This window comes from Kitasatospora sp. NPDC058492 (assembly GCF_042720685.1).
Taxonomy (GTDB): domain Bacteria; phylum Actinomycetota; class Actinomycetes; order Streptomycetales; family Streptomycetaceae; genus Kitasatospora.
In genome coordinates, this window is the sequence record NZ_JBHXMU010000061.1 from 1 (window position 1) to 25,306 (window position 25,306).

21 protein-coding genes are annotated in these 25,306 nt (G+C 73.7%); 12 read left to right on the top strand and 9 right to left on the bottom strand.

All coding sequences use genetic code 11. The features are described 5' to 3' along the window. Positions 1 to 253: 253 nt before the first annotated feature. Both ACFWPI_RS31260 and ACFWPI_RS31265 read left to right on the top strand, forming a co-directional pair. The gene (locus ACFWPI_RS31260; protein ID WP_063351357.1) at positions 254 to 661 is read left to right on the top strand and encodes a YciI family protein; all 408 of its coding nucleotides are present in this window, start codon (positions 254 to 256) and stop codon (positions 659 to 661) included. 8 nt (positions 662 to 669) lie between these two features. After that, complete coding sequence (locus ACFWPI_RS31265) at positions 670 to 1,815, top strand: RNA polymerase sigma factor (RefSeq protein ID WP_380377002.1); 1,146 nt, start codon at positions 670 to 672, stop codon at positions 1,813 to 1,815. Between the two features lie 86 nt (positions 1,816 to 1,901). On the opposite strand, the gene ACFWPI_RS31270 is transcribed toward ACFWPI_RS31265, so the two are convergent. The 5 genes from ACFWPI_RS31270 to ACFWPI_RS31290 form a co-directional block, all read right to left on the bottom strand. Then, a complete protein-coding gene (locus ACFWPI_RS31270) occupies positions 1,902 to 3,212 on the bottom strand; it encodes a DUF58 domain-containing protein (protein WP_380376994.1) in 1,311 nt (436 codons plus the stop codon). 28 nt (positions 3,213 to 3,240) lie between these two features. After that, positions 3,241 to 4,161 carry a MoxR family ATPase gene (locus ACFWPI_RS31275; protein WP_244293663.1) on the bottom strand — a complete coding sequence of 307 codons (921 nt, stop codon included), beginning with the start codon at positions 4,159 to 4,161 and terminating at the stop codon, positions 3,241 to 3,243. 101 nt (positions 4,162 to 4,262) lie between these two features. Continuing rightward, positions 4,263 to 5,495: a DUF4350 domain-containing protein gene (locus tag ACFWPI_RS31280; protein ID WP_380376991.1), complete on the bottom strand. Its 1,233-nt coding sequence runs from the start codon at positions 5,493 to 5,495 to the stop codon at positions 4,263 to 4,265. Next, the gene (locus ACFWPI_RS31285; RefSeq protein ID WP_063349151.1) at positions 5,492 to 6,151 is read right to left on the bottom strand and encodes a DUF4129 domain-containing protein; all 660 of its coding nucleotides are present in this window, start codon (positions 6,149 to 6,151) and stop codon (positions 5,492 to 5,494) included. The genes ACFWPI_RS31280 and ACFWPI_RS31285 overlap by 4 nt, the downstream gene beginning before the upstream one ends. A gap of 5 nt (positions 6,152 to 6,156) precedes the next feature. Further along, positions 6,157 to 7,332, bottom strand: coding sequence for a hypothetical protein (locus tag ACFWPI_RS31290; protein WP_380376989.1), 1,176 nt, complete (start codon positions 7,330 to 7,332; stop codon positions 6,157 to 6,159). A 288-nt stretch (positions 7,333 to 7,620) separates the two neighbouring features. On the opposite strand from ACFWPI_RS31290, the gene mtrA reads away from it, so the two are divergent. From mtrA to ACFWPI_RS31305, 3 genes are all read left to right on the top strand, one after another. Then, positions 7,621 to 8,298, top strand: coding sequence for an MtrAB system response regulator MtrA (gene mtrA, locus ACFWPI_RS31295; protein ID WP_030247322.1), 678 nt, complete (start codon positions 7,621 to 7,623; stop codon positions 8,296 to 8,298). A gap of 70 nt (positions 8,299 to 8,368) precedes the next feature. Continuing rightward, positions 8,369 to 10,405, top strand: a complete 2,037-nt coding sequence (gene mtrB / locus ACFWPI_RS31300) for an MtrAB system histidine kinase MtrB (protein WP_380376987.1) — start codon at positions 8,369 to 8,371, stop codon at positions 10,403 to 10,405. Next, positions 10,380 to 12,245: an LpqB family beta-propeller domain-containing protein gene (locus tag ACFWPI_RS31305; protein WP_380376986.1), complete on the top strand. Its 1,866-nt coding sequence runs from the start codon at positions 10,380 to 10,382 to the stop codon at positions 12,243 to 12,245. The genes mtrB and ACFWPI_RS31305 overlap by 26 nt, the downstream gene beginning before the upstream one ends. 76 nt (positions 12,246 to 12,321) lie before the next feature. Here ACFWPI_RS31305 and ACFWPI_RS31310 read toward each other — a convergent pair whose 3' ends face one another. Then, positions 12,322 to 13,041, bottom strand: coding sequence for a ComF family protein (locus tag ACFWPI_RS31310; protein WP_380376984.1), 720 nt, complete (start codon positions 13,039 to 13,041; stop codon positions 12,322 to 12,324). Positions 13,042 to 13,411: 370 nt separating this feature from the next. On the opposite strand from ACFWPI_RS31310, the gene hpf reads away from it, so the two are divergent. Then, the gene (gene hpf, locus ACFWPI_RS31315) at positions 13,412 to 14,104 is read left to right on the top strand and encodes a ribosome hibernation-promoting factor, HPF/YfiA family (RefSeq protein ID WP_380376983.1); all 693 of its coding nucleotides are present in this window, start codon (positions 13,412 to 13,414) and stop codon (positions 14,102 to 14,104) included. 205 nt (positions 14,105 to 14,309) lie between these two features. Next, complete coding sequence (locus tag ACFWPI_RS31320) at positions 14,310 to 15,068, top strand: response regulator transcription factor (protein WP_079135841.1); 759 nt, start codon at positions 14,310 to 14,312, stop codon at positions 15,066 to 15,068. Positions 15,069 to 15,088: 20 nt separating this feature from the next. On the opposite strand, the gene ACFWPI_RS31325 is transcribed toward ACFWPI_RS31320, so the two are convergent. Together ACFWPI_RS31325 and ACFWPI_RS31330 are read right to left on the bottom strand one after the other, a co-directional pair. Further along, positions 15,089 to 16,312: a winged helix-turn-helix domain-containing protein gene (locus tag ACFWPI_RS31325; RefSeq protein WP_380376982.1), complete on the bottom strand. Its 1,224-nt coding sequence runs from the start codon at positions 16,310 to 16,312 to the stop codon at positions 15,089 to 15,091. A gap of 56 nt (positions 16,313 to 16,368) precedes the next feature. Next, positions 16,369 to 16,941: a GNAT family N-acetyltransferase gene (locus ACFWPI_RS31330; protein ID WP_380376979.1), complete on the bottom strand. Its 573-nt coding sequence runs from the start codon at positions 16,939 to 16,941 to the stop codon at positions 16,369 to 16,371. Between the two features lie 242 nt (positions 16,942 to 17,183). Between ACFWPI_RS31330 and secA the strand changes: the two genes are divergently transcribed. After that, a complete protein-coding gene (secA, locus tag ACFWPI_RS31335) occupies positions 17,184 to 19,946 on the top strand; it encodes a preprotein translocase subunit SecA (RefSeq protein WP_380376976.1) in 2,763 nt (920 codons plus the stop codon). 140 nt (positions 19,947 to 20,086) lie between these two features. On the opposite strand, the gene ACFWPI_RS31340 is transcribed toward secA, so the two are convergent. Then, a complete protein-coding gene (locus ACFWPI_RS31340; protein ID WP_063349159.1) occupies positions 20,087 to 20,527 on the bottom strand; it encodes an Rv3235 family protein in 441 nt (146 codons plus the stop codon). Positions 20,528 to 20,887: 360 nt separating this feature from the next. On the opposite strand from ACFWPI_RS31340, the gene ACFWPI_RS31345 reads away from it, so the two are divergent. The 4 genes from ACFWPI_RS31345 to pruA all read left to right on the top strand — a co-directional run bounded on the left by ACFWPI_RS31345 (position 20,888) and on the right by pruA (position 25,164). After that, positions 20,888 to 22,042 (top strand): patatin-like phospholipase family protein, encoded by a 1,155-nt coding sequence (locus ACFWPI_RS31345; protein WP_380376972.1) that lies wholly within the window; start codon positions 20,888 to 20,890, stop codon positions 22,040 to 22,042. Positions 22,043 to 22,132: 90 nt separating this feature from the next. Beyond that, a complete protein-coding gene (locus ACFWPI_RS31350; protein WP_350881082.1) occupies positions 22,133 to 22,642 on the top strand; it encodes a DUF6912 family protein in 510 nt (169 codons plus the stop codon). Between the two features lie 85 nt (positions 22,643 to 22,727). Continuing rightward, entirely contained in the window at positions 22,728 to 23,387 is a 660-nt protein-coding gene (locus ACFWPI_RS31355) for an HAD family hydrolase (protein WP_079135844.1), read from the top strand. Between the two features lie 151 nt (positions 23,388 to 23,538). After that, on the top strand, positions 23,539 to 25,164 hold the full coding sequence (pruA, locus tag ACFWPI_RS31360) for an L-glutamate gamma-semialdehyde dehydrogenase (RefSeq protein WP_380376999.1): 1,626 nt from the start codon (positions 23,539 to 23,541) through the stop codon (positions 25,162 to 25,164). The last annotated feature ends 142 nt before the right edge of the window (positions 25,165 to 25,306 follow it).

Below are 25,306 nucleotides of genomic sequence, written 5' to 3' on the forward strand. Positions count from 1 at the left end.
CGATGGTACTGCAGGGGGGACCCTGTGGGAGAGTAGGACGCCGCCGAACAATCATTCACAGAGAACCCCCATCCGGGAAACCGGATGGGGGTTCTTTGCGTTTCCGGCCCACGGGAGCACCTCACCAGGGCCCCACGAAAGTCCCCACGAAAGTTCAAAAAAGTTCGGCCGGCCATGTCGAGAACCCGTGGCTGCCTCCGTCCCCGGGGTGGACGCGGCCACAATGGGTCGCACCAGTACCGAGGAGAACATCATGGCCAAGTACCTGCTGCTCAAGCACTACCGAGGCGCCCCGGCTCCGGTCAACAACGTGCCCATGGACCGATGGACGCCCGAGGAGATCTCGGCGCACGTGCGGTACATGCAGGACTTCGCGGACCGGCTGGAGAAGACCGGCGAGTTCGTCGACGGCCAGGCGCTCGCTCCCGAGGGGACGTTCGTCCGGTACGACGGCGAGGGGCGCCCGCCGGTGACCGACGGCCCGTTCGCCGAGACCAAGGACCTGATCGCCGGCTGGATGGTGATCGACGTCGACAGCTACGAGCGCGCCGTCGAGCTGGCCGGGGAACTGTCGGCCGCTCCCGGGGCGGGCGGGCGGCCGATCCACGAGTGGCTGGAGCTGCGTCCGTTCCTGGCCGCGCCGCCCACCGTCACCGAGTGACCTCTCCGGTGGACGAAGTCCTGCTCCGGAGCCTCACGCCGAGCGTGCTCGGTATCCTCGTCCGCCGCGGAGCCGACTTCGCGGCGGCCGAGGACGCCGTGCAGGACGCGCTGGTCGAGGCGGTCCGAGTCTGGCCGGCCGACCCGCCGCGGGACCCCAAGGGCTGGCTGGTCACCGTGGCCTGGCGCCGGTTCCTTGACGGGGCCCGGGCGGACGCGGCCCGCCGCCGACGCGAGGACCGGGTCGAGGAGGAACCGGAGCCGGGGCCCGCGTCCGCGGTGGACGACACGCTCCAGCTCTACTTCCTGTGCGCGCACCCGTCGTTGACGCCGTCGTCGGCGGTCGCGCTCACGTTGCGGGCCGTGGGTGGGCTGACCACCCGCCAGATCGCCCAGGCCTACCTGGTGCCCGAGGCGAGCATGGCGCAGCGGATCAGCCGGGCCAAGCGGACCGTCTCGGGGGTGCGGTTCGACCGGCCCGGCGACGTCGCCACCGTGCTGCGCGTGCTCTACCTGGTCTTCAACGAGGGCTACTCCGGGGACGTCGACCTCGCCGCCGAGGCCATCCGGCTGACCCGGCAGCTCAAGGAGGCGATCGACCACCCCGAGGTGGCGGGGCTGCTCGCCCTGATGCTGCTCCACCATGCCCGGCGCGGGACCCGGACCGCCTCCGACGGGAGCCTGGTGCCGCTCGCCGAGCAGGACCGTGGCCGGTGGGACACCGGGTTGATCGCCGAGGGCGTCGGGATCCTGCAAGCGGCCCTCGGCCGCGACCGGTTGGGCGAGTTCCAGGCCCAGGCCGCCATCGCGGCACTCCACGCCGACGCGCTCACCGCCGAGGAGACCGACTGGGTGCAGATCGTCGAGTGGTACGACGAGCTCGCCCGCCTGACCGAGAGCCCGGTCGTCCGGCTCAACCGCGCGGTGGCCGTCGGTGAGGCCGACGGACCGCGCGCCGGGCTGGCGGCGCTCGGGGAGCTGGACGGCTCGCTGCCCCGCCACACGGCGGTGGCGGCGTACCTCCACGAGCGCGACGGCGACCTGGAGACGGCGGCCCGGCTGTACGCCGAGGCGGCCCACCGGGCCCCCGACCTCGCCGAGCGCGACCACCTGACGCGCCAGGCCGCCCGGCTCAACGCCCGTCGGCGTCGCTGACGGACCAGTAGGTTGACGCGACGCCACCACGGTCTGCCCGTTGAAGGAACGGGACCACCCGACGGGACCGTCCGTACGGCGAGGGCTCAGAGGCGGCCGGCGGCCTTGAGGGCGAGGTAGGTGTCGGCGAGGGCGGGGGCGAGCTGGGCGGGGGAGGCGTCGAGGACGGTGACGCCGTGGCGGCTGAGGAGGTCGGCGGTGGCGCGGCGGTCGGCGCGGGTCTGTTCGGCGGCGGCGGCGCCGTAGACGGCCTCCAGGGTGCCGCGCCCGGCGGCGAGGGCGTCCAGGTGGGGGTCGGCGACGGAGGCCAGGACCACCTCGTGGCGCTTGGTGAGGAGCGGCAGCAGCGGGCGCAGGCCGTCTTCGACCGGGGCCGTGTCGAGGCCGGTGAGCAGGACGATCAGCGAGCGGTGCGGTGCCATCTTGAGGGCGGTGGAGACCAGTGAGCGCATGTCGGTCTCGTGCAGGGCGGGTTGGAGGGAGGCCATCGCGTGGGTGAAGGCCGGCAGGATCTCGCTGGGCGAGCTGCCGGCGACCGCGGCGCGCTTGCGGGCGTCGTGGGCGAGCAGGTCGACGCGGTCGCCGGCGCGGGTGGCGAGGGCGGTGAGCAGCAGGGCGGCGTCGAGGGCGGCGTCGAGGCGGGGTGCGTCGCCGACCCGGCCGGCGGAGGTGCGGCCGGTGTCGAGGACGACGAGGATGTGCCGGTCGCGTTCGGGGCGCCAGGTGCGGACGGCGACGGTGTTGCGGCGGGCGCTGGCCCGCCAGTCGATGGAGCGGACGTCGTCGCCGGGCAGGTACTCGCGCAGGGAGTCGAACTCGGTGCCCTGGCCGCGGGTCAGGACGGAGGTGCGGCCGTCGAGTTCGCGCAGCCGTGCGAGCCGGGAGGGCAGGTGCTTGCGGCTGTTGAACGGGGGCAGGGCGCGGACCGTCCAGGGCAGGTGGTGCGAGCCCTGGCGGCCGGCCAGGCCGAGTGGCCCGAGCGAACGGACCGTCACCCGCCGGGCGTGGTGGTCGCCGCGGCGGGTCGGGGTGAGTGCGGTGACGGCCCGGCGCCGCTCGCCGGCGGGGACGTGCAGGGTGTGCCGGGAGGCGGCCTCGGCGGTGCCCGGCCGCCAGGCGGACGGGGCCCAGGCGTCGCGGATCCGGGCCCGGAGGGGCCGCCCGGAGGGGTTGGTGACGGTCAGTTCGACGGAGGCGGGTTCGCCGAGCCGGACGGTGGTGTCGCCGCCCCGGCCGAGTTCCAGGCTGCGGACGGGGGCGGCGAGCACCAGGTCGATCACGGCGGCGAGCAGCACGGTGCCGGTGACGAGGCCGATCCCGGCCCAGGACGGCAGCAACAGGCCCACGACGAGCGTGCCGAGCGCGGCGAGCAGGGCGGTTCGCCCGGTGAGGGCCATGCGGTGCGCTCCTTCGGGAACGGGCGGTTCAGCGGGGGGCGGGCGTCTGGGTGAGGACGGCCTGGATGACGGAGTCGGCGGTGACGCCCTCCATCTCGGCCTCGGCGCGCAGCGCGACGCGGTGCCGCAGGGTGGGCAGGGCCAGGGCCTTGACGTCGTCGGGGGTGACGTAGTCGCGGCCGGCGAGCCAGGCCCAGGCGCGCGAGGCGGCCAGCAGGGCGGTGGCACCGCGCGGCGAGACGCCGATGGACAGCGACGGGGACTGCCGGGTGGCCCGGCAGAGGTCGACGATGTACGCGAGGATCTCGGGGGAGACGGTCAGCTTGGCGATCTGCTCGCGGGCGGCGGCGAGGTGCGCGGGCCCGGCGACCGGGCGGACGCCGGCGGCGGCGAGGTTGCGGGGGTCGAAGCCGGCGGCGTGCCGGGACAGGACCTGGAACTCCTGGTCCCGGTCGGGCAGCGGCAGGACCAGCTTGAGCAGGAAGCGGTCCAGCTGGGCCTCGGGCAGCGGGTAGGTGCCCTCGTACTCGACCGGGTTCTGGGTCGCGGCGACCAGGAACGGGACGGGCAGCGGGCGCGGCACGCCGTCGACGGTGACCTGGTGCTCCTCCATGGCCTCCAGCAGGGCGGCCTGGGTCTTCGGCGGGGTGCGGTTGATCTCGTCGGCGAGCAGCAGGTTGGTGAAGACCGGGCCGGGCTGGAAGGAGAACTCGGCGGTCCGGGCGTCGTAGACGAGGGAGCCGGTGACGTCACCGGGCATCAGGTCGGGGGTGAACTGGATGCGCTTGGTGTCCAGGTTGAGCGCGGTGGACAGGGTGCGGACCAGCAGGGTCTTGGCGACGCCGGGGACGCCCTCCAGCAGGACGTGGCCGCCGCAGAGCAGGGCGACGACGAGGCCGGTGACGGCGGCGTCCTGGCCGACCACGGCCTTGCCGATCTCGGCGCGCAGGGCGGTGAGTGCGGCGCGCGGGTCGACGGCGGCGTCGGGGGTGCCCGGGGTGGCAGCCGCCGCGCCGGGGGTGCTGGACGGGGTGGCGGTGGCCTGTTCGGTCACGGGTTCCGTACCTGCCTTTCGAGGGCGTCGAGGTCGTCGGCGAGCCGCAGCAGTGCGGCGTCGTCGGTCGGGGGCGGGCCGAAGAGGAGGGCCCGGACGTCGCCGGCGGGCTGCTCGGGGAGGCGGTCGGCCACGGCCGCGCACAGGGTGTCGGGGTCGGGCGCGCCGACGTGGAGCGGGACGCCCAGGGCGGGGGCGAGGCGGTGCGCGGCGGCCCGGCGCAGGGCCTCGGCGGCGCGGCCGCGGGCCTTGGCGCGGCGGTAGAGCCGGGCGCGGCCCTCGGTGGTCTCGGCGGCGCGGACCACCACGGGCAGGTTCTCGCTGATCACCGGGCCGAGTCGGCGGCCGCGCCACAGGGCGGTCAGGACGGCCGCGGCGGCGAGCTGGTAGCCGGCCCAGCGCCAGCCGTCCGGGATGTAGTCGCCGAAGGTCTTGTCCCGGGTGCCCTGGGCGGGCGGGACGCTGTAGTCGGGCAGGTGCCAGGTGAGGCGGGGCTGGGAGCCGAGCAGGCCGAGGGCGAGGGCGGCGTTGCCGTCCTTGGCGAGCTGCTCGTTGTGCAGGAAGGCGCCGGTGCCGAGCACGATGACGTCGCCGCCGGCGGTCGGGGCGCTGACCAGCGGGTAGCCGTGGCCGCGTGGGTAGCAGCCGGCGCCGCGGCTGCCGCTGGTGTAGAGCATTCCGCCGATCTCGGCGCTGCCGGCCCGCACGGCCTCGGTGAGCGGGCACTGTGCGGCGGTGCTGCGGACGGAGGCGTAGGAGGGCCCGCCGTCCTCGTCGGAGGGGCGGATGCCGGGGGCCAGGGCGCTGAGTGCGGCCGGACCGGGGGCGATGAGGACGAGCCGGCTGTGCCGGGCTGCGGCGACGGCGCGCAGTTCGGTGGGGCCGAGCAGGTCGGGCTCGGGCAGGACGAGGGTGTCGGCGCCGCCCGGGTGGCCGATGAGGTCGGTGGTGAGGTCGGCCTTGAGGCCCTGGTGTTCGAGCAGCGCGAGGACGGCGTGGGTGCCGTCCTGGTCGTAGGAGCGCGGGTCGAGCGGCGGGTAGCGGCGGTCCTGGCCGAGGGCGGCCACGGCGGTGGCGCCGATCAGCAGGATGGCGAGGACGAGCAGGTACCAGCGGGCCCGGCGCCAGAGGCCGCGGCCGGTGAGGGCGAGGCTGGTCGTGGCCGTCCCGTCGGGGGCAGGACTGGCGGGCGGCTGCGGCGCGGGCGGCGCGGGGGTGGTGCTGGTCATGCCGCTCCTCCCAGGGCCGGGCGGGCGCGTTCCAGGGTCCGGTCGAGCTCGCGCAGCAGCTGGTACGCGGCCTGGTCTGCGGTGCGCTCGCCGTAGGCGATGTCGTCGAAGGTGCGGGCGGCGGCGGCCAGGGCGGCGGCGTGGTCGGGCAGGGCCCGGCCGGCCTCGGTGGCGGCCTCGTCGGCGGTGCGGCCGGGGCGGACGTCGAGCAGGGTGCGTTCCTCCAGGGCCCGGACCAGGGCTCGCATCTGCGCGCGGACGGCCTCGTTCCAGTGCCCGGCGGCGGCGTGCCGTTCGGCGTCGGCCCGGTACTGGCCGGCGCCGCGCGGTCCTTCGACGCCGTAGACGTCGAGGACGGTGCGGGCCGCGCGCCGTGGCGCGCCGAGGCGCCACCAGAGGGCGGCGCCGATCAGCAGGGCGACGATCAGGAAGAGCACCAGGCCGGTGGTGCCGCTGGTGCCGTTGCCGGAGATGCTGTCGAGCGCGTCGGTGATGTGGTCGTTGAGCCAGGTCATGACCCGTTCCAGGACGCTCGGGTCGTGCTTGTGGTACTCGGCGTTGAGCAGTTCGTCGCGGGCGGCGTCGCGGGCCGGGTCACGCGGGACGGTGACCGGGGCGCCGTCCGCGACGAGGAGCCTGTCCCCCCAGGTAGGCATCCGGGTCAGTGCCTCGCGGGGGGTCGGCCGGCCTGGTCGCCCCAGCCGGTGGCGCCGGGCTCGGCGAGGCCGGCGGCGCGGGCGAGTTCGATGTCCAGGGCCTCGCGGCGGATCCGCTGGTCGATGTAGATGAGGACGCCGAGGGCGGCCCGGAAGGGGATGGTGAGGGTCGCGGCGATGATGCCGGCGATCGCGGTGGTGATCAGCATCGCGGTGGGCTCGTGGGCCGCGGTGAGGTCGACCTGGCGGTCGAAGTCGCTGAAGCCGAGGACGAGTCCGGCGAAGCGGAACGGGATCGCGATGACCATGGCGACGATGAAGGTCAGCACCTCGCCGAGCAGCGAGATACCGAAGATGCGCCACCAGGAGCCGAGGGTCAGGCGCCGGGAGCGGGACAGTGCGGTCCGCACGCCCTGCTTCTCCAGCATCAGGGCGGGGGCGGCCAGGCTGAACCGGATCCACAGCCAGAACCCGACCGGGATGGTCAGGATGCCGACGAGGAAGAGGAGGGCCTCCGTCCCGGGGTCGCCCGCCGAGCCGGTGGCGTAGAAGTACCAGGGGCTGAAGCCGAGCAGCACCACGCCGCCGGACATCAGGCCGGTGAGCAGGGTCAGCCCGAGCAGCTGCGGCAGCCGGCGGCGGGCGTCGCGCCAGGCGTCCCCGGCGGTCGCGGACTGCCCGAGGACGGCGCGGCTGACGACCATGGTGAGCAGCGCGGTGGCGACCACGCCGAGCAGCACCGTCAGCGGCATCGAGGCGAGCATGGTCGTCACCTGGGTGGCGGGGCCGGTCTTGCCCTTGACCAGCAGCTGGGCGGCGACGTTGCCGGCCTGCTCGACGACGGCGATGCCGAGGGAGAGGGCGAGGGTCGTCCGCCAGTGCTTGCGGATGGTGGCGACGGAGCCGTCGAGGAGTTCGCCGAGTCCGAGCGGGCGCAGCGGGATGACGCCGGGCTTGGGGCTCTGCGGAGCGCCCCAGCCGTAGGGGTGGTGGCCGCCCGGTGCGGGCCGGCTCCAGTCGGGCCGGGCCTGCTGGCCGTTCCAGCCGGGGGCCGGGGCGGGGGCGCCCTGCGGTGGTGCCGACGGCCCGGGCACGGCGGCGGGCGCGTCGGCCGGGGGCCGGGCGTCGTCGCGGGGCGGCTCGGGCGAGCCGGGCGAGGCCCAGCCCGGAGTGTCGGTCATCACTGCTCCTCGGAGGGGCGTCACGGGCGCGGTTCCGGGCGGATCTTTCGCCCGCGCGCAGCGCCCATCGTGCCATGGGGCCTGGGGAGGCCCCATGGGTATCCGGCCGCTGATCGGAAACGGGGGCCTTCCGGTGGTCGGGCGGTGGGCCGCGGACCGTTCGAAGGTGTTCCGACCGGGCACATTAGCCCGGTATGGCCGGAATTAACCGGTGGGGGGAGTTGGCCGTTGTGGAGCATTGGCACTGCTGTGCGGCAGGTCACAATGCGGTAATGAGAGGATGGACGCATGAAGGGACGCGTCCTCGTCGTTGATGACGACTCCGCACTGGCCGAGATGCTCGGTATCGTGCTGCGTGGTGAGGGTTTTGAGCCGTTTTTCGTCGCGGATGGAGACAGGGCGCTAGCCGCGTTCCGGGAGACCAAGCCGGACCTGGTCCTGCTCGACCTGATGCTGCCCGGTCGGGACGGTATCGACGTCTGCCGGCAGATCCGGGCGGAGTCCGGTATTCCGATCGTCATGCTGACCGCGAAGACCGACACGGTCGACGTCGTGGTGGGCCTGGAGTCGGGTGCCGACGACTACGTCACCAAGCCGTTCAAGCCCAAGGAGCTGGTGGCCCGGGTACGTGCCCGGCTGCGCCGTGCCGAGGAGCCGACGCCCGAGCAGCTGACCATCGGCGACCTGGTGATCGACGTGGCCGGCCACTCGGTGAAGCGGGACGGCCGGGGCATCCCGCTGACCCCGCTGGAGTTCGACCTGCTGGTCGCGCTGGCCCGCAAGCCCTGGCAGGTGTTCACCCGCGAGGTGCTGCTGGAGCAGGTCTGGGGCTACCGGCACGCGGCGGACACCCGCCTGGTCAACGTCCACGTGCAGCGCCTGCGGTCCAAGATCGAGAAGGACCCGGAGCGCCCCGAGATCGTGGTGACCGTCCGTGGCGTCGGCTACAAGGCCGGACCCAGCTGACGTGACGCACCTGGCTGACGAAGCCCCGTCGGGTTCCGCGACCGACGGGGCCGACGCGGTTCGCGGGTCCGTGCTGAGTTCGACCACCCGCCGCCGGCGCCGGGCGGCCGCGTTCGCGCTGCTGACCCGTCAGCTGCGTCGGCCCGCGCGCCGGGTGACGGCGCTGTACCGCCGGTCGATCCAGCTGCGCGTGGTGGCGGTCTCGCTGCTCGCGTCCATCGCGGTCGTCCTGGTGCTCGGCGTGGTCGTGATGGCGCAGGTGCGCACCGGCCTGCTCGGCACCAAGATGGCGGCCGCCCGCGAGCAGGCCAGGATCGGGTTCCAGGCGGAACTGAAGAAGATCGACGAGGCGAAGGACCAGCGGCTGCGGGTCGGCGCCACGCCCGACCCCACCATCGAGGAGACCGGCACCTGGCTGCTGCGCCAGGTCAACGACCTGGCCGCGAGCGGGCAGACCGTCTACTCGGTGATCGCGATGGCCGCCGGCACCGACGCCATCGTCCCGGAGAACGGCTTCGCGCCGCGCTTCTCGGGCGACATCCTGCCCAGCAGCGTCCCCGACACCCTGCGGGACAGGGTCCACTCCGAGCCCGGCCAGATGTTCGACCAGCCGGCCCGGATCCACCGGGCCGACGAGCGGACCGAGCCCGGGCTGGCCCTCGGCATGCAGTTCACCGGCCCGGCCGGCAACAGCTACCAGATGTTCTACGTGTTCTCCTTCGGCCAGGAGACCGACACCCTCGACCTGATCACCGGCACCCTGGCGACCGCCGGCGTGTTCGTGGTGATCCTGATGGGCGGCATCGCCTGGGTCGTGGTGCGCCAGGTGGTCACCCCGGTCCGGATGGCCGCGGGCATCTCCGAGCGGCTCGCCGACGGGCACCTGGAAGAGCGGATGAAGGTCACCGGCACGGACGACATCGCCCGCCTCGGCGAGTCGTTCAACCGGATGGCCAATGCCCTCCAGGCGCAGATCCGCCAGCTGGAGGAGCTGTCCCGGGTGCAGCGGCGCTTCGTCTCGGACGTCTCGCACGAGCTGCGCACCCCGCTGACCACGGTCCGGATGGCCGCGGACCTCATCTACGACAGCCGCGAGGACCTGGACCCGATGGCGGCCCGCTCGGCGGAGCTGTTGCAGGGCCAGCTGGACCGCTTCGAGTCGTTGCTCGCCGACCTGCTGGAGATCAGCCGCTTCGACGCCGGCGCCGCGATCCTGGACGGCGAGCCGGTCGACCTGCGCGACATCGTCGCCCGGGTGGTGGAGGCCGCCGACCCGCTGGCCCAGGCCAAGGGCAGTGCGGTGGTGATCCGCGGCGACGGCGAGCCGGTCGTCGCCGAGGTGGACTCCCGCCGGATCGAGCGCATCCTGCGCAACCTGGTGGTCAACGCCCTGGAGCACGGCGAGGGCCGCGACGTGGTGGTCCGGCTGGGCTCGGCCGACGGCGCGGTCGCGGTCGGCGTGCGCGACTACGGCATCGGCCTCAAGCCGGGCGAGGCGTCCCGGGTGTTCCACCGCTTCTGGCGGGCCGACCCGTCCCGGGTGCGGACCACCGGCGGCACCGGCCTCGGCCTGTCCATCGCGGTCGAGGACGCGCACCTGCACGGCGGCTGGCTGCAGGCCTGGGGCGAGCCCGGCGGCGGCTCGCACTTCCGGCTCACCCTGCCGCGCACCCGGGGCGGCGAGATCAGCCGGGCGCCGTTCCGGCTGGAGCCGGAGGACTCCCGCAACAACCGGGGCCTGGGCACCTACGGCGCGCCGTACCGGCGGGCGATCAGCCCGGCCGGCGCGACCGCGATGACCGCGGCCGAGGAGCAGGCGGAGATGCCGGAGGGGCCCGTCAACGGCTTCGGCAGCGGGCTCGGCGGGGTGCTGAACATCGGCCCCGACCTGGGCAAGCGCCGGTTGCCCGAAGGGCCGCGCGCGGACCCCTCGGACGTCCGGACGGCGGGGACCGGGTACGGTGCCACCGGCGCCCAGGTGATGGTGGACCCGACGCCCGGACGGCCGTCGGTGGCACAGCGGACGGCGGAGCCGGACGTGACGGGTGGGATGGGCGGGACGGACCTGGAGGGGTCGCAGCGTGCGAAGGACGAGCAGCAGGACTGAGCCGCGGTTCACGGCGGTGGCCGGCGTGGTGCTCGGCGCCCTGGTGGCGAGCGGCTGCGCGGCCATGCCGGACTCCGGCGGCATCTCCAGGGTGGAGCTGTCGCAGGGGGCGGCCGACAAGAACCTGCAGGCCAAGGTCTACCCGGTGGCGCCGGCCAAGGGCGCCAAGCCGCGCGCCCTGCTGACCGGGTTCCTGGACGCGGTGACCGCCGACGAGGGGTACGAGACCGCGCGCCAGTACCTCACCGAGAACGCCTCCGCACACTGGAACCCGGACGCCGGCATCCAGGTGCTCTCCGCCGCCACCCCGAACCTCCCGGCCGGCCAGGAGATCGCCGACACCGACACCAGCGTCTCCGCGACGGTGACCGGCTCGCTGATCGCCAGGATCGACGAGAAGCACTCGTACCTGGCCGAGGGGCAGCGGGACGTCTCGGCCGACTTCACCCTCGTCCGGGAGAAGGACGGCGAGTGGCGGATCGACAGGCTGCCGGCCGGCGTGATCATGAACGAGACCAACTTCAACAACAGCTACCGCCAGGTCGACCGGTACTTCTACACCACGCCGGACCCGTCCTCGACCGTCACCGGAAGTGCCGGCCAGCAGGTCCTGATCCCCGACCCGATCTACCTGCGGCGCCGGATAGACCCGCTGACCGCCGCCGCCAAGGCCCTGGTCGCCGGGCCCTCGACCTGGCTCGCGCCGGTCGCCCGGACGTCCTTCCCGAGCGGCGTCAGCGTCGACCGGGTGAGCGTCGACGACGGCCGGATCGCCCACGTGCAGCTCGGCGGGGCGGACGTCAGCGAACCGGTGTCCTGCCGGCGGATGGCGACCCAGCTCTTCTACACCCTCGCCGACCAGGGCAAGGGACAGGTCGAACGGCTTGAGCTGAAGGGCCAGCGGGGCAACTGCTTCGCCAGCCGCAACGACCTGCCGGCCACCGGCCCCGGCGCCCTGGCCGGGCCGCTGCCCGCGCAGCAGTACTACCAGCGCGCCGACAACGGCCTGCTGATGGTCACCGACGAGCAGCGCAACGGCGAGCCGGTGCGCGGCGTCCTCGGCAAGCCGCAGCCCGCCGGCAAGGCGCCGCTCGGCACCACGGCCGTCAACCGGGACGGCTCCCGGGCCGCCGCCATCAGCGGGGACGGCCACCAGCTCTACTCGGTGCCGCTGGCGGACAGCGCGGTGGCGCTGCCCGACCCGGTGCTCACCTCGCCGGTGAAGACCGCCGACAAGGAGGACGGCCTCGCCTCGCCCAGCTGGGACGGCCGCGGCGACCTCTGGGTGGTGGACCGCAACCCGCAGGGCCCGCGGGTGGTGATGGTCCGCGGCAACCGGACGTACCCCGTCGCGGTCGAGGGGCTGGACGGGCAGACCGTGCAGGCCCTGAAGATCTCCTCGGACGGCGCCCGGGCCGCCCTGGTGGTCAAGACCGCGGGCGTGCCCAGCCGCTCGCTGTACTTCGGCCTGGTGGTGCACGGCGGCACCCCGGAGGCGCCGACCGCGCGGATCACCGGCCTGCGCCGGGCGGCCCCCTCGCTCACCGACGTCGCCTCGGTCTCCTGGGCGGAGGCCGACCAGCTGCTGGTGCTCGGCAAGGAGGCCGACCGGATCAAGCAGCTGTACTACATCGGCACCGACGGCACGCAGAGCGCCGACACCACGCTGCAGGCCGAGAACATGCTCACCGTCTCGGCCTCCGAGTCCCGGGGCAACGTCCTGGCCCAGGCGCCGGCGGTGCTCGCGGCGGCCGGAGGCGCGATCTACCGCCTGATCGGCAGTCAGTGGCGCGAGGTCCAGTTGGCCGACAAGGCCGGGTCCTTCTTCTACGCGGGCTAGGAGCCCGCCGGCCAGGCCCTGACGCCCCGTTCCCTGAGGCCCTGACCCCTGGCGCCTCGTCGGGCCGCTCGGTGCCTCAGCCGGGCCGGTGCGCGGTGGCGGCGACCGCGGCGCCCGCCCGGGCGGGCAGTCCGGCGTCCGCCAGTGCCCGGGCCGCCTCGGCGAGGCTGGCGCCGGTGGTCACCAGGTCGTCCACCAGGACCGGCTGACAGCCCAGCAGGTCGCGCCGGGCACGCGGCAGCACGGTGAGCGCGCCGTGCAGGTTGCGGTGGCGCTCGGCCGCGCTCAGCCCGGCCTGGTCGGCGACCGGGCGGGCGTGCCGCAGCAGCGGCTCGGCCCGGGCGTCCAGGCCGGACCGGCGCAGCGAGCGGGCGGCGGCCCCGGCCAGCCGCAGCGTCGGGTCGTGGCCGCGGGCGCGGACGGCGGAACGGGCCGAGGGCATCGGGACCAGCAGCAGCGGCGCGGCCCCGGCTCGCGGCCCCAGGGCGGAGCGGACGGCCCGGCCGAGCGCCTCGCCGAGCGGGCCCGCCAACCGCAGCGCGCCGCGCTCCTTGTGGGCGAGCAGCAACTGCCGGACGGGGTCGGCGTACGGGGCGGCGGAGTGCGCCCAGGGCAGCAGCGTGGGGCCGGGCCGGGTGGCGGCCAGCGCGTGCCGGCAGGCCGGGCAGAGCTGGGTGCGCTCGGCGCCGCAGCCGGCGCAGCGGGCCGGGACCAGGACGTCCAGCAGTCCGGCCAGTGCGTGGCCGAACGGCCCTTGGGCGGACGGTGGACGGGTGGGGGCGGAGGGTGGTGGCACGGCTGCTCCTGGCGACGGCAGGCACGGAGAGTGAGCAAAGGATGCGCCGTACGGGGGGTGTTGTCCAGGTATTTACCCGTGCTTCACTCGCAGGAGGGTAGACAGGGTCCAACAGCTTGACCGCCCGCCCGCAGTATCGGGTCATACCCGACTCCGCGCCTGGGGAGGCGAAAACCCCGTGTGAGGTGTTCGATAAAGCTCCAAGGGGTTTCAACCGTCCCTGGTGGGGAGGAAGTGAGGTGAGGGCCAGTCGTTTCCCGCCGCTGGCGGCGGGGGCGGGGGGCCGGCAGTGGATGGGCTGGTCCAGCTGGGTCTCAGTCCGGTCCGGTAGCACCCGGATCGGCGTCAGCACGAGGGATCGGAGTTCTGCGTGGACATCGTCGTCAAGGGCCGCAAGACCGAGGTGCCCAAGAGGTTCCGCGAGCACGTGGCCGAGAAGCTGGAGAAGGTCCAGAAGTTCGACGGCAAGGTGATCAGCCTCGACGTCGAGGTGTCCAAGGAGCACAACCCGCGGCAGGCCGACCGGTCCGAGCGGGTGGAGATCACTCTCCGTACCCGTGGGCCGGTGATCCGGGCCGAAGCCGCCGCCGCCGACCCGTACGCGGCGCTCGACCTGGCCTCGGCGAAGCTCGACGCCCAGCTGCGCAAGTCCGCGGACCGGCGCCGAGTGCACAAGGGCGGCAACGGCCGCACCCCCATCAGTGTCGCCGAGGCGACCGCGGCGCTGGCCGCGCTGCCGGACACGGCGGCGCCGGAGGGCGAGACCAACGGGGCCGTCCGCAAGACCATGATGGGATCCCTGGAAGTGGAGGGCGAAGGCCCGCTGGTGGTCCGGGAGAAGACCCACCCGGCCGCCCCCATGGCGCTGGACCAGGCGCTGTACGAGATGGAACTGGTCGGCCACGACTTCTACCTCTTCGTGGAGAAGGACAGCGGCCTGCCGAGCGTCGTCTACCGCCGTCACGGCTACCACTACGGCGTCATCCACCTGCAGACCGACGGGTCGGTCGGCGCGGGTAGTGGCGCGGGCGGGGCGATCGGCGAAAGCGACGACGAGGACTGACCGTCCGAAGACAATCCTGGAGGGGTGACCCCGGCGGCCGAGTCCGCCGGGGTCACCGGCGTTTCGGGGCAGGGCGGCTGGAGCGGGAGTCGAGGGCCGGCCCGGGAGGTCACCCGATGCGGAACGGCGGCGTCGGAGGGTGACCGCAACGGCCGCGCGGCGTGGAATGATTGGCGCACGACGACCCGCGAAGGGGGAGGAGCGGATGGGGGATCACTTCGGGCTGGGGCCCGCTACGGGGCCGGTCACCGGACTGTCACCGGGACCGGAGGAGGAACCCGCGTACGCGCCGCACCGGGGTGAGCCGATCCGCGTGCTGGTGGTGGACGACCACGCGTTGTTCCGCAGGGGGCTGGAGATCGTGCTCGCGGAGGAGCCGGACATCAAGGTCGTCGGCGAGGCCGGCGACGGCGCCGAGGCCGTGCTGAAGGCTGCCGACCTGCTGCCGGACATCATCCTGATGGACGTCCGGATGCCGCGCCGCAGCGGGATCGAGGCCTGCACCGCGATCAAGGACGTGGCACCCAGCACCAAGATCATCATGTTGACGATAAGCGACGAGGAGGCCGACCTCTACGAGGCGATCAAGGCAGGCGCCACCGGCTACCTGCTGAAGGAGATCTCCACCGACGAGGTCGCCACCGCGATCCGCGCGGTCGCCGACGGGCAGTCCCAGATCAGCCCGTCGATGGCGTCCAAGCTGCTCACCGAGTTCAAGTCGATGATCCAGCGCCGCTCCGACGACCGGGACCTGGTGCCCGCACCCCGGCTCACCGACCGGGAGTTGGAGGTGCTCAAGCTGGTGGCGACCGGGATGAACAACCGGGAGATCGCCAAGGAGCTGTTCATCAGCGAGAACACCGTGAAGAACCACGTGCGCAACATCCTGGAGAAGCTCCAACTGCACTCCAGGATGGAGGCCGTGGTGTACGCGATGCGCGAGAAGATCCTTGAAATAGGGTGACCGTGGCTGCGCCCCAAGCCCTAGCTCGCGAGGAGTTTCTCGAGGGCCGGGCGCAGCCGCTCGTCCGGCAGGGCCTCGACCCGGACGTCGTCGCAGCCCACCCAGGCGGCCGCCTCGCGCAGGGCCGCCGCCAGCGCCTCGACGTGCCGGGCGCCGTGCCCCCGGTCGCCGGACAGTGAGACCTGACGGGCCACCAGGGTGCGCCCCTCCCGGGCCGGGTCGACCCGGCCCACCAGCCGGCCGCCGGCCAGCAGCGGCATCGCGAAGTAACCGTGCACCCGCTTGTGCTTGGGCGTGTAGGCCTCCAGCCGGTGCGTCATGCCGAAGATCCGCTCGGTGCGTGCGCGGTCCCAGATCAGCGAGTCGAACGGCGAGAGCAGCGTGGTGCGGTGGCGCCCGCGCGGGGCGGTGGCCAGTGCGGCCGGATCGGCCCAGGCCGCCGCCGCGGCGCCGTCCGGGCCCCAGCCGGCCACCTCGACCGGGACGAGCCCGCAGTCCGCGAGGACCGGGTCCAGCTCCTCGGCGCGCAGCCGGTGGTAGTCCAGCAGGTCGGCCCGGGTGGCCACGCCGAGCGCGGCCCCGGCCTGGGCGACCAGGGTGCGCACGCAATCCCGGTCGGTGCGGTCCTGCCCGAACAGGGCCTCGGGGATGGCCTGTTCGGCCAGCGCGTAGACGCGCTTCCAGCTCCGGCGCTCGGTGCAGACCACGTCGCCGAAGGCCAGCGCCCGTTCCACCGCGATCTTGGTGTCCGACCAGTCCCACCACTCGGCGGTCTTCTTGGCGCCGCCCAGCTCCGTGGAGGTCAACGGGCCCTCGGCGCGCAGCTTGTCGAGCACGTGCCGGTACGTCTCGGGCGTCACCTGGTGGCCCCAGAGGTGGCCGCGCTCGCGGTAGCGGCGGCGCCGGAACGCGAACAGCGGCCACTCCTCGACCGGCAGGATGCAGGCCGCGTGCGACCAGTACTCGAAGCTCGTGCCCGCGCCCCAGTACGCCGCCTCGACGGCCGGGCGGCCGACCGCGCCGAGCCGGGCGTACGGCACCAGTTCGTGGGAGCGGGCCAGCACCGAGATGGTGTCCAGCTGGACGGCGCCCAGGTGTCGCAGCACCCCGCGCACCCCGGCCCGGCGGTCCGGCGCGCCGAGCAGGCCCTGGGCGCGAAGGGCGATCCGGCGGGCTTCGTCGGCGCTCAGGACGGTGACGGGCGGCGGGCCGGCGGGGGAGCCGGCGGCAGGCAGGGCGGTCATGTCGGCGAGGGTAGTCCGGGGCACCGACAGCCGGTCGGGGTGCGCCGACGCGGACGTCAGGGGCGGAGGTCCGGGAGGTCCGGGAGGTCCGAGGCGAGCAGCGAGGCGACCCAGGCGTCGTGGAAGGCGCCGCGCTGCTCGGCGTACGAGCGCAGGGTGCCCTCGAAGCGGTAGCCGACCTTCTCGGCCACCGCGCGGGAGCCCTCGTTGCCCACGTAGGCCTGCCACTCCAGGCGGCGCAGGCCGAGCTCGACCAGGCCGTGGCGGGCGACCGCGCGGGCGGCCTCGACCGTGTAGCCGCGGCCGCGGAACTCCTTCGTTGCCCACCAGCCGACCTCGGCGGAGCCCGGGTCGCCGTGGCGCAGCACGAGGCCCTGGGTGCCGACCAGGACGTCGGAGCCGTGCTCGAACACGCACCAGATCCGGTTCTCGCCGGTGCGCCAGCCGTGCGCGGCGAGGTCGCGGACGAAGTATTCGGCGTCCTCGCGCCGGTACGGGCTCGGGACGACCGTCCAGCGCTGGATCTCGGCGTCCTGGCAGGCGGCGAAGACGGCGTCGATGTCCGACTCCTGCGGGGCCCGCAGGACGAGGCGGTCGGTGGTGAGGGTGGCGGTGCGGGGCTCTTCCATGGGCGGATTATTCCGTGGAAAGAGGAATTCGGGCATCCGAATATCGAGCCAACCCCTCGATCCGCTGACCGGTTTGTCCCGGTGGACGGTGCTATCGGATCAAGTGCTCGCGCGGGTGACACGGGAATACCGTGCTGACGCACCTCCCGGGGCATTGGACTCCTCGCATACGATGGCCCGTGCGGTGGGGTGAACCCGCCGTGCAGTCGTCCAGTGCCAATACAGGCAAGGAGCCCGCCCAAGTGTCCGTCTTCGACAAGATCCTGCGCGCCGGCGAAGGCAAGATCCTTCGCAAGCTGCAGCGGATTGCTGCCCAGGTCAACTCCATCGAAGAGGACTTCGTCAACCTCACCGACGCCGAGCTGCGCGCGCTGACCGACGAGTACAAGCAGCGGCTCGCGGACGGCGAGACCCTGGACGACATCCTCCCCGAGGCGTTCGCCACGGTGCGCGAGGCCGCCAAGCGGGTGCTCGGTCAGCGGCACTACGACGTTCAGCTCATGGGTGGTGCGGCCCTGCACCACGGGTACGTGGCCGAGATGCGCACCGGTGAGGGCAAGACCCTCGTCGGCACCCTGCCCGCGTACCTGAACGCGCTCACCGGCAAGGGCGTCCACCTGATCACCGTCAACGACTACCTCGCCGAGCGCGACTCGGAGTGGATGGGCCGGGTGCACCGCTTCCTCGGCCTCGAAGTCGGTGTGATCCTCGGCAACATGACGCCCGCCGAGCGCAAGCACCAGTACTCGATGGACATCACGTACGGCACGAACAACGAGTTCGGCTTCGACTACCTGCGCGACAACATGGCCTGGTCGAAGGACGAACTCGTCCAGCGCGGCCACAATTTCGCGGTCGTCGACGAGGTCGACTCGATCCTCATCGACGAGGCCCGCACCCCGCTGATCATCTCCGGCCCGGCCGACCAGGCGACCAAGTGGTACGCCGACTTCGCCAAGCTGGTGCTGCGCCTGAAGATCGACCGCGACTACGAGGTCGACGAGAAGAAGCGCACCGTCGGCATCCTGGAGGAGGGCGTCGCCCGGGTCGAGGACTACCTCGGCATCGACAACCTCTACGAGTCGGTGAACACCCCGCTGGTCGGCTTCCTGAACAACGCCATCAAGGCGAAGGAGCTGTACCGGGCGGACAAGGACTACGTCGTCATGAACGGCGAGGTCATGATCGTCGACGAGCACACCGGCCGCATCCTGGCCGGCCGCCGCTACAACGAGGGCATGCACCAGGCGATCGAGGCGAAGGAGGGGGTGGAGGTCCAGAACGAGAACCAGACGCTGGCCACCATCACCCTGCAGAACTTCTTCCGCCTGTACGACAAGCTCGCCGGCATGACCGGTACCGGCACCACCGAGGCCGCCGAGTTCCACCAGATCTACAAGCTCGGCGTGGTGCCGATCCCGACGAACAAGAACCCGCTGCGCATCGACCAGCCCGACCTGATCTACAAGTCGGAGCCGGCCAAGTTCGCCGCCGTGGTCGAGGACATCGCCGAGAAGCACGAGAAGGGCCAGCCGGTGCTGGTCGGCACCGTGTCGGTGGAGAAGTCCGAGTACCTGTCGCAGGAGCTGCGCAAGCGCGGCATCCCGCACGAGGTGCTGAACGCCAAGCACCACGAGCGCGAGGCGCAGATCGTCGCGCAGGCGGGCCGCAAGGGCGCAGTGACCGTCGCCACCAACATGGCCGGCCGCGGTACCGACATCATGCTCGGCGGCAACTCCGACCACCTCGCGGCGGCCGAGCTGGCGCAGCGCGGGCTCACCCCGACCGAGACCCCGGAGGAGTACGAGGCCGCGTTCCCCGCCGCCCTGGAGAAGGCCAAGGCCTCGGTCAAGGCGGAGCAGGACGAGGTCAAGGAGGCCGGCGGCCTCTACGTGCTGGGCACCGAGCGGCACGAGTCCCGCCGGATCGACAACCAGCTGCGCGGCCGCTCCGGCCGTCAGGGCGACCCGGGCGAGTCCCGCTTCTACCTGTCGCTGGGCGACGACCTGATGCGCCTGTTCAAGGCCGGCATGGTCGAGCGCGTGCTGTCGATGGCCAACGTGCCCGAGGACGTGCCGATCGAGTCCAAGATGGTCACCCGGGCGATCGCCTCCGCGCAGACCCAGGTCGAGCAGCAGAACTTCGAGATCCGCAAGAACGTCCTCAAGTACGACGAGGTGCTGAACCGCCAGCGCGAGGTCATCTACGGCGAGCGCCGCCGCGTGCTGGAGGGCGAGGACCTGCAGGAGCAGGTCGGCCACTTCATGGACGACACCGTCGAGGCCTACGTCAAGGCGGCCACCGGCGAGGGCTTCGAGGACGACTGGGACCTGGAGAAGCTCTGGACCGCGCTCAAGCAGCTCTACCCGGTCACCCTGGACCTGGAGGAGCTGGAGGAGGAGGCCGGCGGTTCCGCCGGGATGACCTCCGAGTTCCTGGTCAAGGTCGTCCAGGAGGACATCCAGGCGCAGTACGGCGCCCGCGAGGACCAGCTCGGCGCCGAGATCATGCGTGAGCTGGAGCGCCGGGTCGTGCTGTCGGTGCTGGACCGCCGCTGGCGCGAGCACCTCTACGAGATGGACTACCTCCAGGAGGGCATCGGCCTGCGGGCCATGGCGCAGCGCGACCCGCTGATCGAGTACCAGCGCGAGGGCTTCGACATGTTCACCGCGATGATGGAGGGCATCAAGGAGGAGTCCGTCGGCTACCTGTTCAACCTGGAGGTCCAGGTCGAGCAGCAGGTCGAGGAGGTCCCGATCGCGGACGCCGAGGTGCTGCTCGACAAGCTGGAGAAGGACGCCGCCCGCCCGGAGATCAAGGCCAAGGGCCTGGAGGCCCCGAAGCCGCAGCGGCTGCACTACACGGCCCCCTCGGACGAGGTCGGCGGCGGTGTCATCGAGGGCGACTTCGAGGACCTCGGGCCGGAGGACGAGGGCGACGGGCTGACCCGCGCCGAGCGCCGCAAGGCCGCGAAGTCGGCCAAGGGCCGCCGCCGCAAGGGCTGAGCAGGCCGCAGGACGCCGCACAGGGCGCCGCTCCCGGACGGGGGCGGCGCCCTGTGCCGTCCCGGGCCGCCGCGCGGTCGTGGGGGCCGTTGTGGCCGCCCTGGCCGCTGAGACTGCCGTGGTCGCTGCGACTGCCGTGGTCATCGGGCCTCCACGGCGGTGCACTGCCACTGCCCGGCCTGGCCGCGCTGCTCCAGCCGGAAGGCCACCATGTGGTGCCGCCGGCCGAGGTCGACCCGGACGCAGGCCTCGACCGCGTCGGGCGAGGGCGAGCGGTCGTGCACCGGGCCCAGCCGGGGCCGGTCGGCGGCGCCGCCGCGGCGCAGCGCGCCGGCCCGGACCAGGGAGGCGAGCTGCCCGTAGCCGTCCAGGCTGGTGTGCCGCATCAGCTGGCCGGAGGGCCGGGCGCCGGTGAGCACCTCGACCAGCTGGTGGGCGAAGCGGGAGGCCAGCGCCCGGGGGTCGTGGCCGCCCGGGCCGGTGCAGGCGGCGCGGGGGTGGCGCGGGCGGCGCCCGGCCGGGTCGTGGGCGGCGGTCGTGCGCGGCCGGCGGTGCGGGCGGGCGGTGAGCGGTGCGGTCACGGCGGGCTCCTGGGCAAGGTGGTACGGGTGCGGACGGGTCCTTGCTAGCGGTGCGCCGCGTCGGGCGGCAAGGGCTTTTGCCGCTGCTCCCGGAGTGGCCGGCAAGTTCACCTATCCGAGTGAATCGATCAGTGCGGTGCCGGGCCCGGCGCGCGGTCGTGCGGTGCCCGATTGACGTGCGTGGGCGGGCCGTACGGTCCGAAAGAGGACGGTTCGATGCGCCGGACCGGGTGGCCCGAACCGCCGCCCCCGTTGCGGCGCCGGGCCGTCGGCGCGCACCATCGGAGCCTGATCGGGAACCGCGCGGAGCGGGACGGGGCCGGGCGGCCACGACCGCACCCACGACGACGGGCGGTCGCGATGACGACACGGGTAGCGGCGGTTCCGGCTCCGGCAGCCGCGGGCACCGCCCCGCCGACCGGGGACGCACCCCGGCGCGGCCTGGTGCTGGGCGGCGGCGGGATGCTCGGCGCGGCCTGGACGGTCGGCGCGCTCTGCGCCGTCGAGGAGGCCACCGGCTGGCGGCCGGGCCACGCGGACGTGCTGCTCGGCACCTCGGCGGGCTCGATCCTCGGCGCGATGCTGGCCGGCGGGGTCCGCACCGAGCAACTGCGCGACCACCAGCGCGGCCTGCCGATCACCGACGGCCCGCTGGCCGGGGTGGACTTCGACTACGACACGGCCGCCGGCGGCGCGCTGCCGCCCCGCCCCGGGGCCGGCATCGGCTCGCCCGGCCTGCTGCGGGACGCCGTCCGGCACCCGCGCGAGTACCCGCTGCTGACCATGGTGTCGGCGATGGCGCCGCCCGGCCGCGGTTCGCTGGCCCCGGTCGGCGAGCTGGTGCGCGGCCTGCTCGGCCCGGGCGGCTGGCCGCCGCCGGGCGCCGACGGCGAGGCCGACGCCGGGGCCGGGGCCGGGGCCGGAGCGGCGGTGCTGCGGGTGGCGGCCGTGGACTACCGCAGCGGCCGCCGGGTGGTCTTCGGGGACCCGGACGCCCCGGCGGTCGCGGTCGCCGACGCGGTGATGGCCTCCTGCTCGATCCCCGGCTGGTTCGCGCCGGTGCGGCTGAACGGCTCGGCGTACGTGGACGGCGGCTGCTGGTCCGCCACCAACGCCGACCTGCTGCTCGGCCGCGGCCTGGACGAGGTGTACGTGCTCGCCCCGATGGCCCTGCGGCTGCGCCCCCGCGCCGACCGTGCCGACGCCGACGCCGGCGGGGTCGCCGGCACCAGCGGGCTCGCGGGCTCCCTCGCCGCGCTGCGCGAGTGGCGCGTCCGGGACCGCCCGCGCGGCGTGCTGGCCCAGCTGGTCAGCCGCTACCGCCGCGCCGTCACCCGGCAGCTGCTGCGCGAGGCCGTGCTGCTGCGGGCCGAGGGCGTACGGGTGCGGCTGCTCGCGCCGACCCCGGCCGACCTGGCCGTGATGGGCCCGAACATGATGGACCCGGCCCGCCGCGACGCGGTGCTGGAGAGCGCCCTGCACACGTGCGGCGAGGCCCTGCGGGCCGCCCGCTGAGTCGGGCCGAGGTGATCACGCCCGGCCCGGCGGCGCTTATTCTTGGGGCGCTGGAAGCTGTGCCGCTGGACGAACCGGAGAGTGCCACCGATGCGCGTGTACGTGCCCACCACCCTGAACGGCCTGGCGGCGGCGCACCCGGGTGGTGCCCTGGACCAGTCCGCGGCCTACGCCGTGACGCCCGCGCTGCGCGAGTGGTACGTCAGTGACGACCTGGAGGAGCTGGAGTACGCGGCGCTGAACCGGGCCGCGCAGTCCTCCCTGCGGCTGCTGGCCGCCGACCCGGACGCCCCGCGCCGCCGGGTCGTGGTGGCCCTGGACGTGGCCGACTCGGCCGTCCGGCCGTTCCCCGGCGACGAGTACCAGGACCAGGCCTCGCTCGGCCGGGTCGTGCTGGCCGGCCCGCTGCCGCTGGCGAAGGCGGCGGCGGTGCACGCGGACGTCGCCGACGGCGAGGTGGTCGAGGACGTCGCGGCCGCGGTGGCGGCGGTGGCCGCGGCCGACGCGGGCGACCAGGACGCCCAGTTCACCGTGGACGGGGCCGAGGACCACGACCTGCTCTGGTTCGCCACCCAGGAGATCTCCGCGCTGCTGGCCTGAACGGCCGGGTGCACCCGAGCGGAGCAGAGGGGTGCGTGAGCCCCGTCCTACCGGCGTGTCGGTGGTCGGGGCTACCGTTTCGCGCGTGGCTACACACATCGTTTGGGACTGGAACGGCACGCTCTTCCACGACATGGAGGCGGTGCTCGGCGCGAGCAACGCCGCGTTCGCGACCATCGGCGTCGGGCCGATGACCATGCGGGAGTACCGCGAGCAGTACGAGATCCCGATCCCCCGGTTCTACGAGCGGCTGCTCGGCCGGATGCCGTCCCAGGAGGAGTGGCTCCGGCTGGACGAGGCCTTCCACGACCGCTACCGGGAGCTGAGCCCGGCCTGCGGGCTGACGGACGGCGTGCACGAGCTGATGGACGGCTGGCGGGAGGCCGGGCACAGCCAGTCGCTGCTGTCGATGTACGAGCACGAGAAGCTGCTGCCGCTGGTCGACGCCTTCGGCCTGACCGGCCGGTTCCTGCGGGTGGACGGCCGCAGCGGCCCGTCCGGCGGCCAGAAGGCGGAGCAGTTGGCCCGGCACCTGGCCGCGCTCGGCGAGCGGGTGGATCCGGCCCGTACGGTGCTGATCGGCGACGCGGCGGACGACGCCCGGGCGGCCCTGGGCGCGGGTGCGCGCGCGGTGCTCTACACCGGCGGCTCGCACACCCGGGAGAAGCTGGAGCCGCTCGGGGTGCCGGTGGTGGACAGCCTGGCGGAGGCGGTCGAGCTGGCCGGGCGGCTGGGGCGGGGCTGACCGGCCGGGGCGGGCGTGGCGGGCGCCACGTCCGCCGTCCGCGTGTCTGAGCGGGCGGATCGCGTGGCCGCTGGTCAGGCTGGACCAGGGCCTGTCCGGTGGGATCGGGCCCTCCCACCGGAGCAGTCAGCAGGACGGAGCCGCCATGCCGATCGACGCAGTCACCGAGGTGCCCCTCCCGGTCAACGAGCCGGTGCTGGGGTACGCGCCCGGCAGCCCGGAGCGGGGCCGGCTGGTCCGGCGGCTGGACGAGCTGGCGGCCGAGCAGATCCCGTTGCCGATGACCATCGGCGGCGAGCAGCGGTTCGGCGGCGGTGAGCGGATCGACGTGGTCCAGCCGCACCACCACGCCGCCAAGCTGGGGGTGCTCGGCAACGCCACCCGGGAGGACGCCCGCGCGGCGGTGGACTCGGCGCTCGCGGCGGGCCGGCAGTGGCGGTCGCTGTCCTTCGACGACCGGGCGGCGGTCTTCCTGCGGGCCGCCGACCTGCTGGCCGGGCCCTGGCGGGAGACCCTCAACGCGGCCACCATGCTCGGCCAGTCCAAGACCGCGCAGCAGGCCGAGATCGACTCCGCCTGCGAACTGATCGACTTCTGGCGGTTCAACGTCCAGTTCGCCCGGCGGATCCTGGCCGAGCAGCCGATCTCCGCGCCGGGCGTCTGGAACCGGGTGGACCACCGCCCGCTGGAGGGTTTCGTCTACGCGATCACCCCGTTCAACTTCACCGCGATCGCCGGCAACCTGCCGACCGCGCCCGCGCTGATGGGCAACACCGTGGTCTGGAAGCCCGCGCCGACCCAGACCCTGGCCGCGTACTACCTGATGCGGCTGCTGGAGGCGGCCGGTCTGCCGCCCGGGGTGATCAACCTGGTCACCGGCGACGGCGTCCAGCTGTCCGCGGTGGCCCTCGCCGATCCGGCGCTCGCCGGGCTGCACTTCACCGGCTCCACCGCCACCTTCCAGTCGCTCTGGCAGACCATCGGCGCCAACATCGGCGGCTACCGGGCGTACCCGCGGATCGTCGGCGAGACCGGCGGCAAGGACTTCCTGCTGGCGCACCGCTCGGCCGACCCGGCGATCCTGAAGGCGGCGCTGGTCCGCGGCGCGTTCGAGTACCAGGGCCAGAAGTGCTCGGCGCTCTCCCGGGCCTACCTGCCGCGCAGCCTCTGGCAGAAGATCAAGGACGAGCTGCTGGCCGAGGTGGACGCGCTCACGGTGGGCGACGTCACCGACCTCTCCAACTTCATGGGCGCCCTCATCGACCGGCGCGCCTTCGAGAAGAACCGGGACGCCATCGAGCGGGCCAAGGCCGATTCGACGATCGAGCTGGCGGCGGGCGGCCAGTACGACGACGCGATCGGCTGGTTCGTCCGGCCGACCGTGCTGGTCTCCTCCGACTACCGCAACGAGATCTTCCGGACGGAGTACTTCGGCCCGATCCTGGCCGTCCACGTCTACGAGGACGCCCGCTGGGAGGACGTGCTGCGCCGGGTCGACTCCGGCGCCCCGTACGCTCTGACCGGCTCGGTGATCGCGCAGGATCGTTACGCCATCGCCCAGGCGGTGGAGGCGCTGAGGTTCACCGCCGGGAACTTCTACATCAACGACAAGCCGACCGGCGCGGTCGTCGGCCAGCAGCCCTTCGGCGGCGGCCGGGCCTCCGGGACCAACGACAAGGCGGGCGCCGCCCAGAACCTCCTGCGCTGGACCTCGGCCCGCGCGATCAAGGAGACCTTCGTTCCCCCCACGGACCTGCGGTACCCGCACATGGGCTGAGAGTGAACGGGAGGCTCCGGTTTGGACATGGTGTCCAGGACGGACCGATCATCCTGCGAGTTTGCGCCTCCCTGTCCCTGTCCACCTTCGATTGATCCGGTTAGGCTGGCTGGCGTCGTCGGGTGGCTCCGCAGGACGAATC

What these genes read in the sequence shown, in the direction of transcription:
- ACFWPI_RS31260 (WP_063351357.1), top strand. Translation starts at nt 254, where the DNA reads ATGGCCAAGTACCTGCTGCTCAAGCACTACCGAGGCGCCCCGGCTCCG.
- ACFWPI_RS31320 (WP_079135841.1), top strand. Translation starts at nt 14,310, where the DNA reads ATGGGGGATCACTTCGGGCTGGGGCCCGCTACGGGGCCGGTCACCGGA.
- ACFWPI_RS31345 (WP_380376972.1), top strand. Translation starts at nt 20,888, where the DNA reads ATGACGACACGGGTAGCGGCGGTTCCGGCTCCGGCAGCCGCGGGCACC.
- ACFWPI_RS31285 (WP_063349151.1), bottom strand. Translation starts at nt 6,151, where the DNA reads ATGCCTACCTGGGGGGACAGGCTCCTCGTCGCGGACGGCGCCCCGGTC.
- ACFWPI_RS31280 (WP_380376991.1), bottom strand. Translation starts at nt 5,495, where the DNA reads ATGACCAGCACCACCCCCGCGCCGCCCGCGCCGCAGCCGCCCGCCAGT.
- ACFWPI_RS31325 (WP_380376982.1), bottom strand. Translation starts at nt 16,312, where the DNA reads ATGACCGCCCTGCCTGCCGCCGGCTCCCCCGCCGGCCCGCCGCCCGTC.
- ACFWPI_RS31350 (WP_350881082.1), top strand. Translation starts at nt 22,133, where the DNA reads ATGCGCGTGTACGTGCCCACCACCCTGAACGGCCTGGCGGCGGCGCAC.
- ACFWPI_RS31270 (WP_380376994.1), bottom strand. Translation starts at nt 3,212, where the DNA reads ATGGCCCTCACCGGGCGAACCGCCCTGCTCGCCGCGCTCGGCACGCTC.
- ACFWPI_RS31290 (WP_380376989.1), bottom strand. Translation starts at nt 7,332, where the DNA reads ATGACCGACACTCCGGGCTGGGCCTCGCCCGGCTCGCCCGAGCCGCCC.
- ACFWPI_RS31330 (WP_380376979.1), bottom strand. Translation starts at nt 16,941, where the DNA reads ATGGAAGAGCCCCGCACCGCCACCCTCACCACCGACCGCCTCGTCCTG.
- mtrA (WP_030247322.1), top strand. Translation starts at nt 7,621, where the DNA reads ATGAAGGGACGCGTCCTCGTCGTTGATGACGACTCCGCACTGGCCGAG.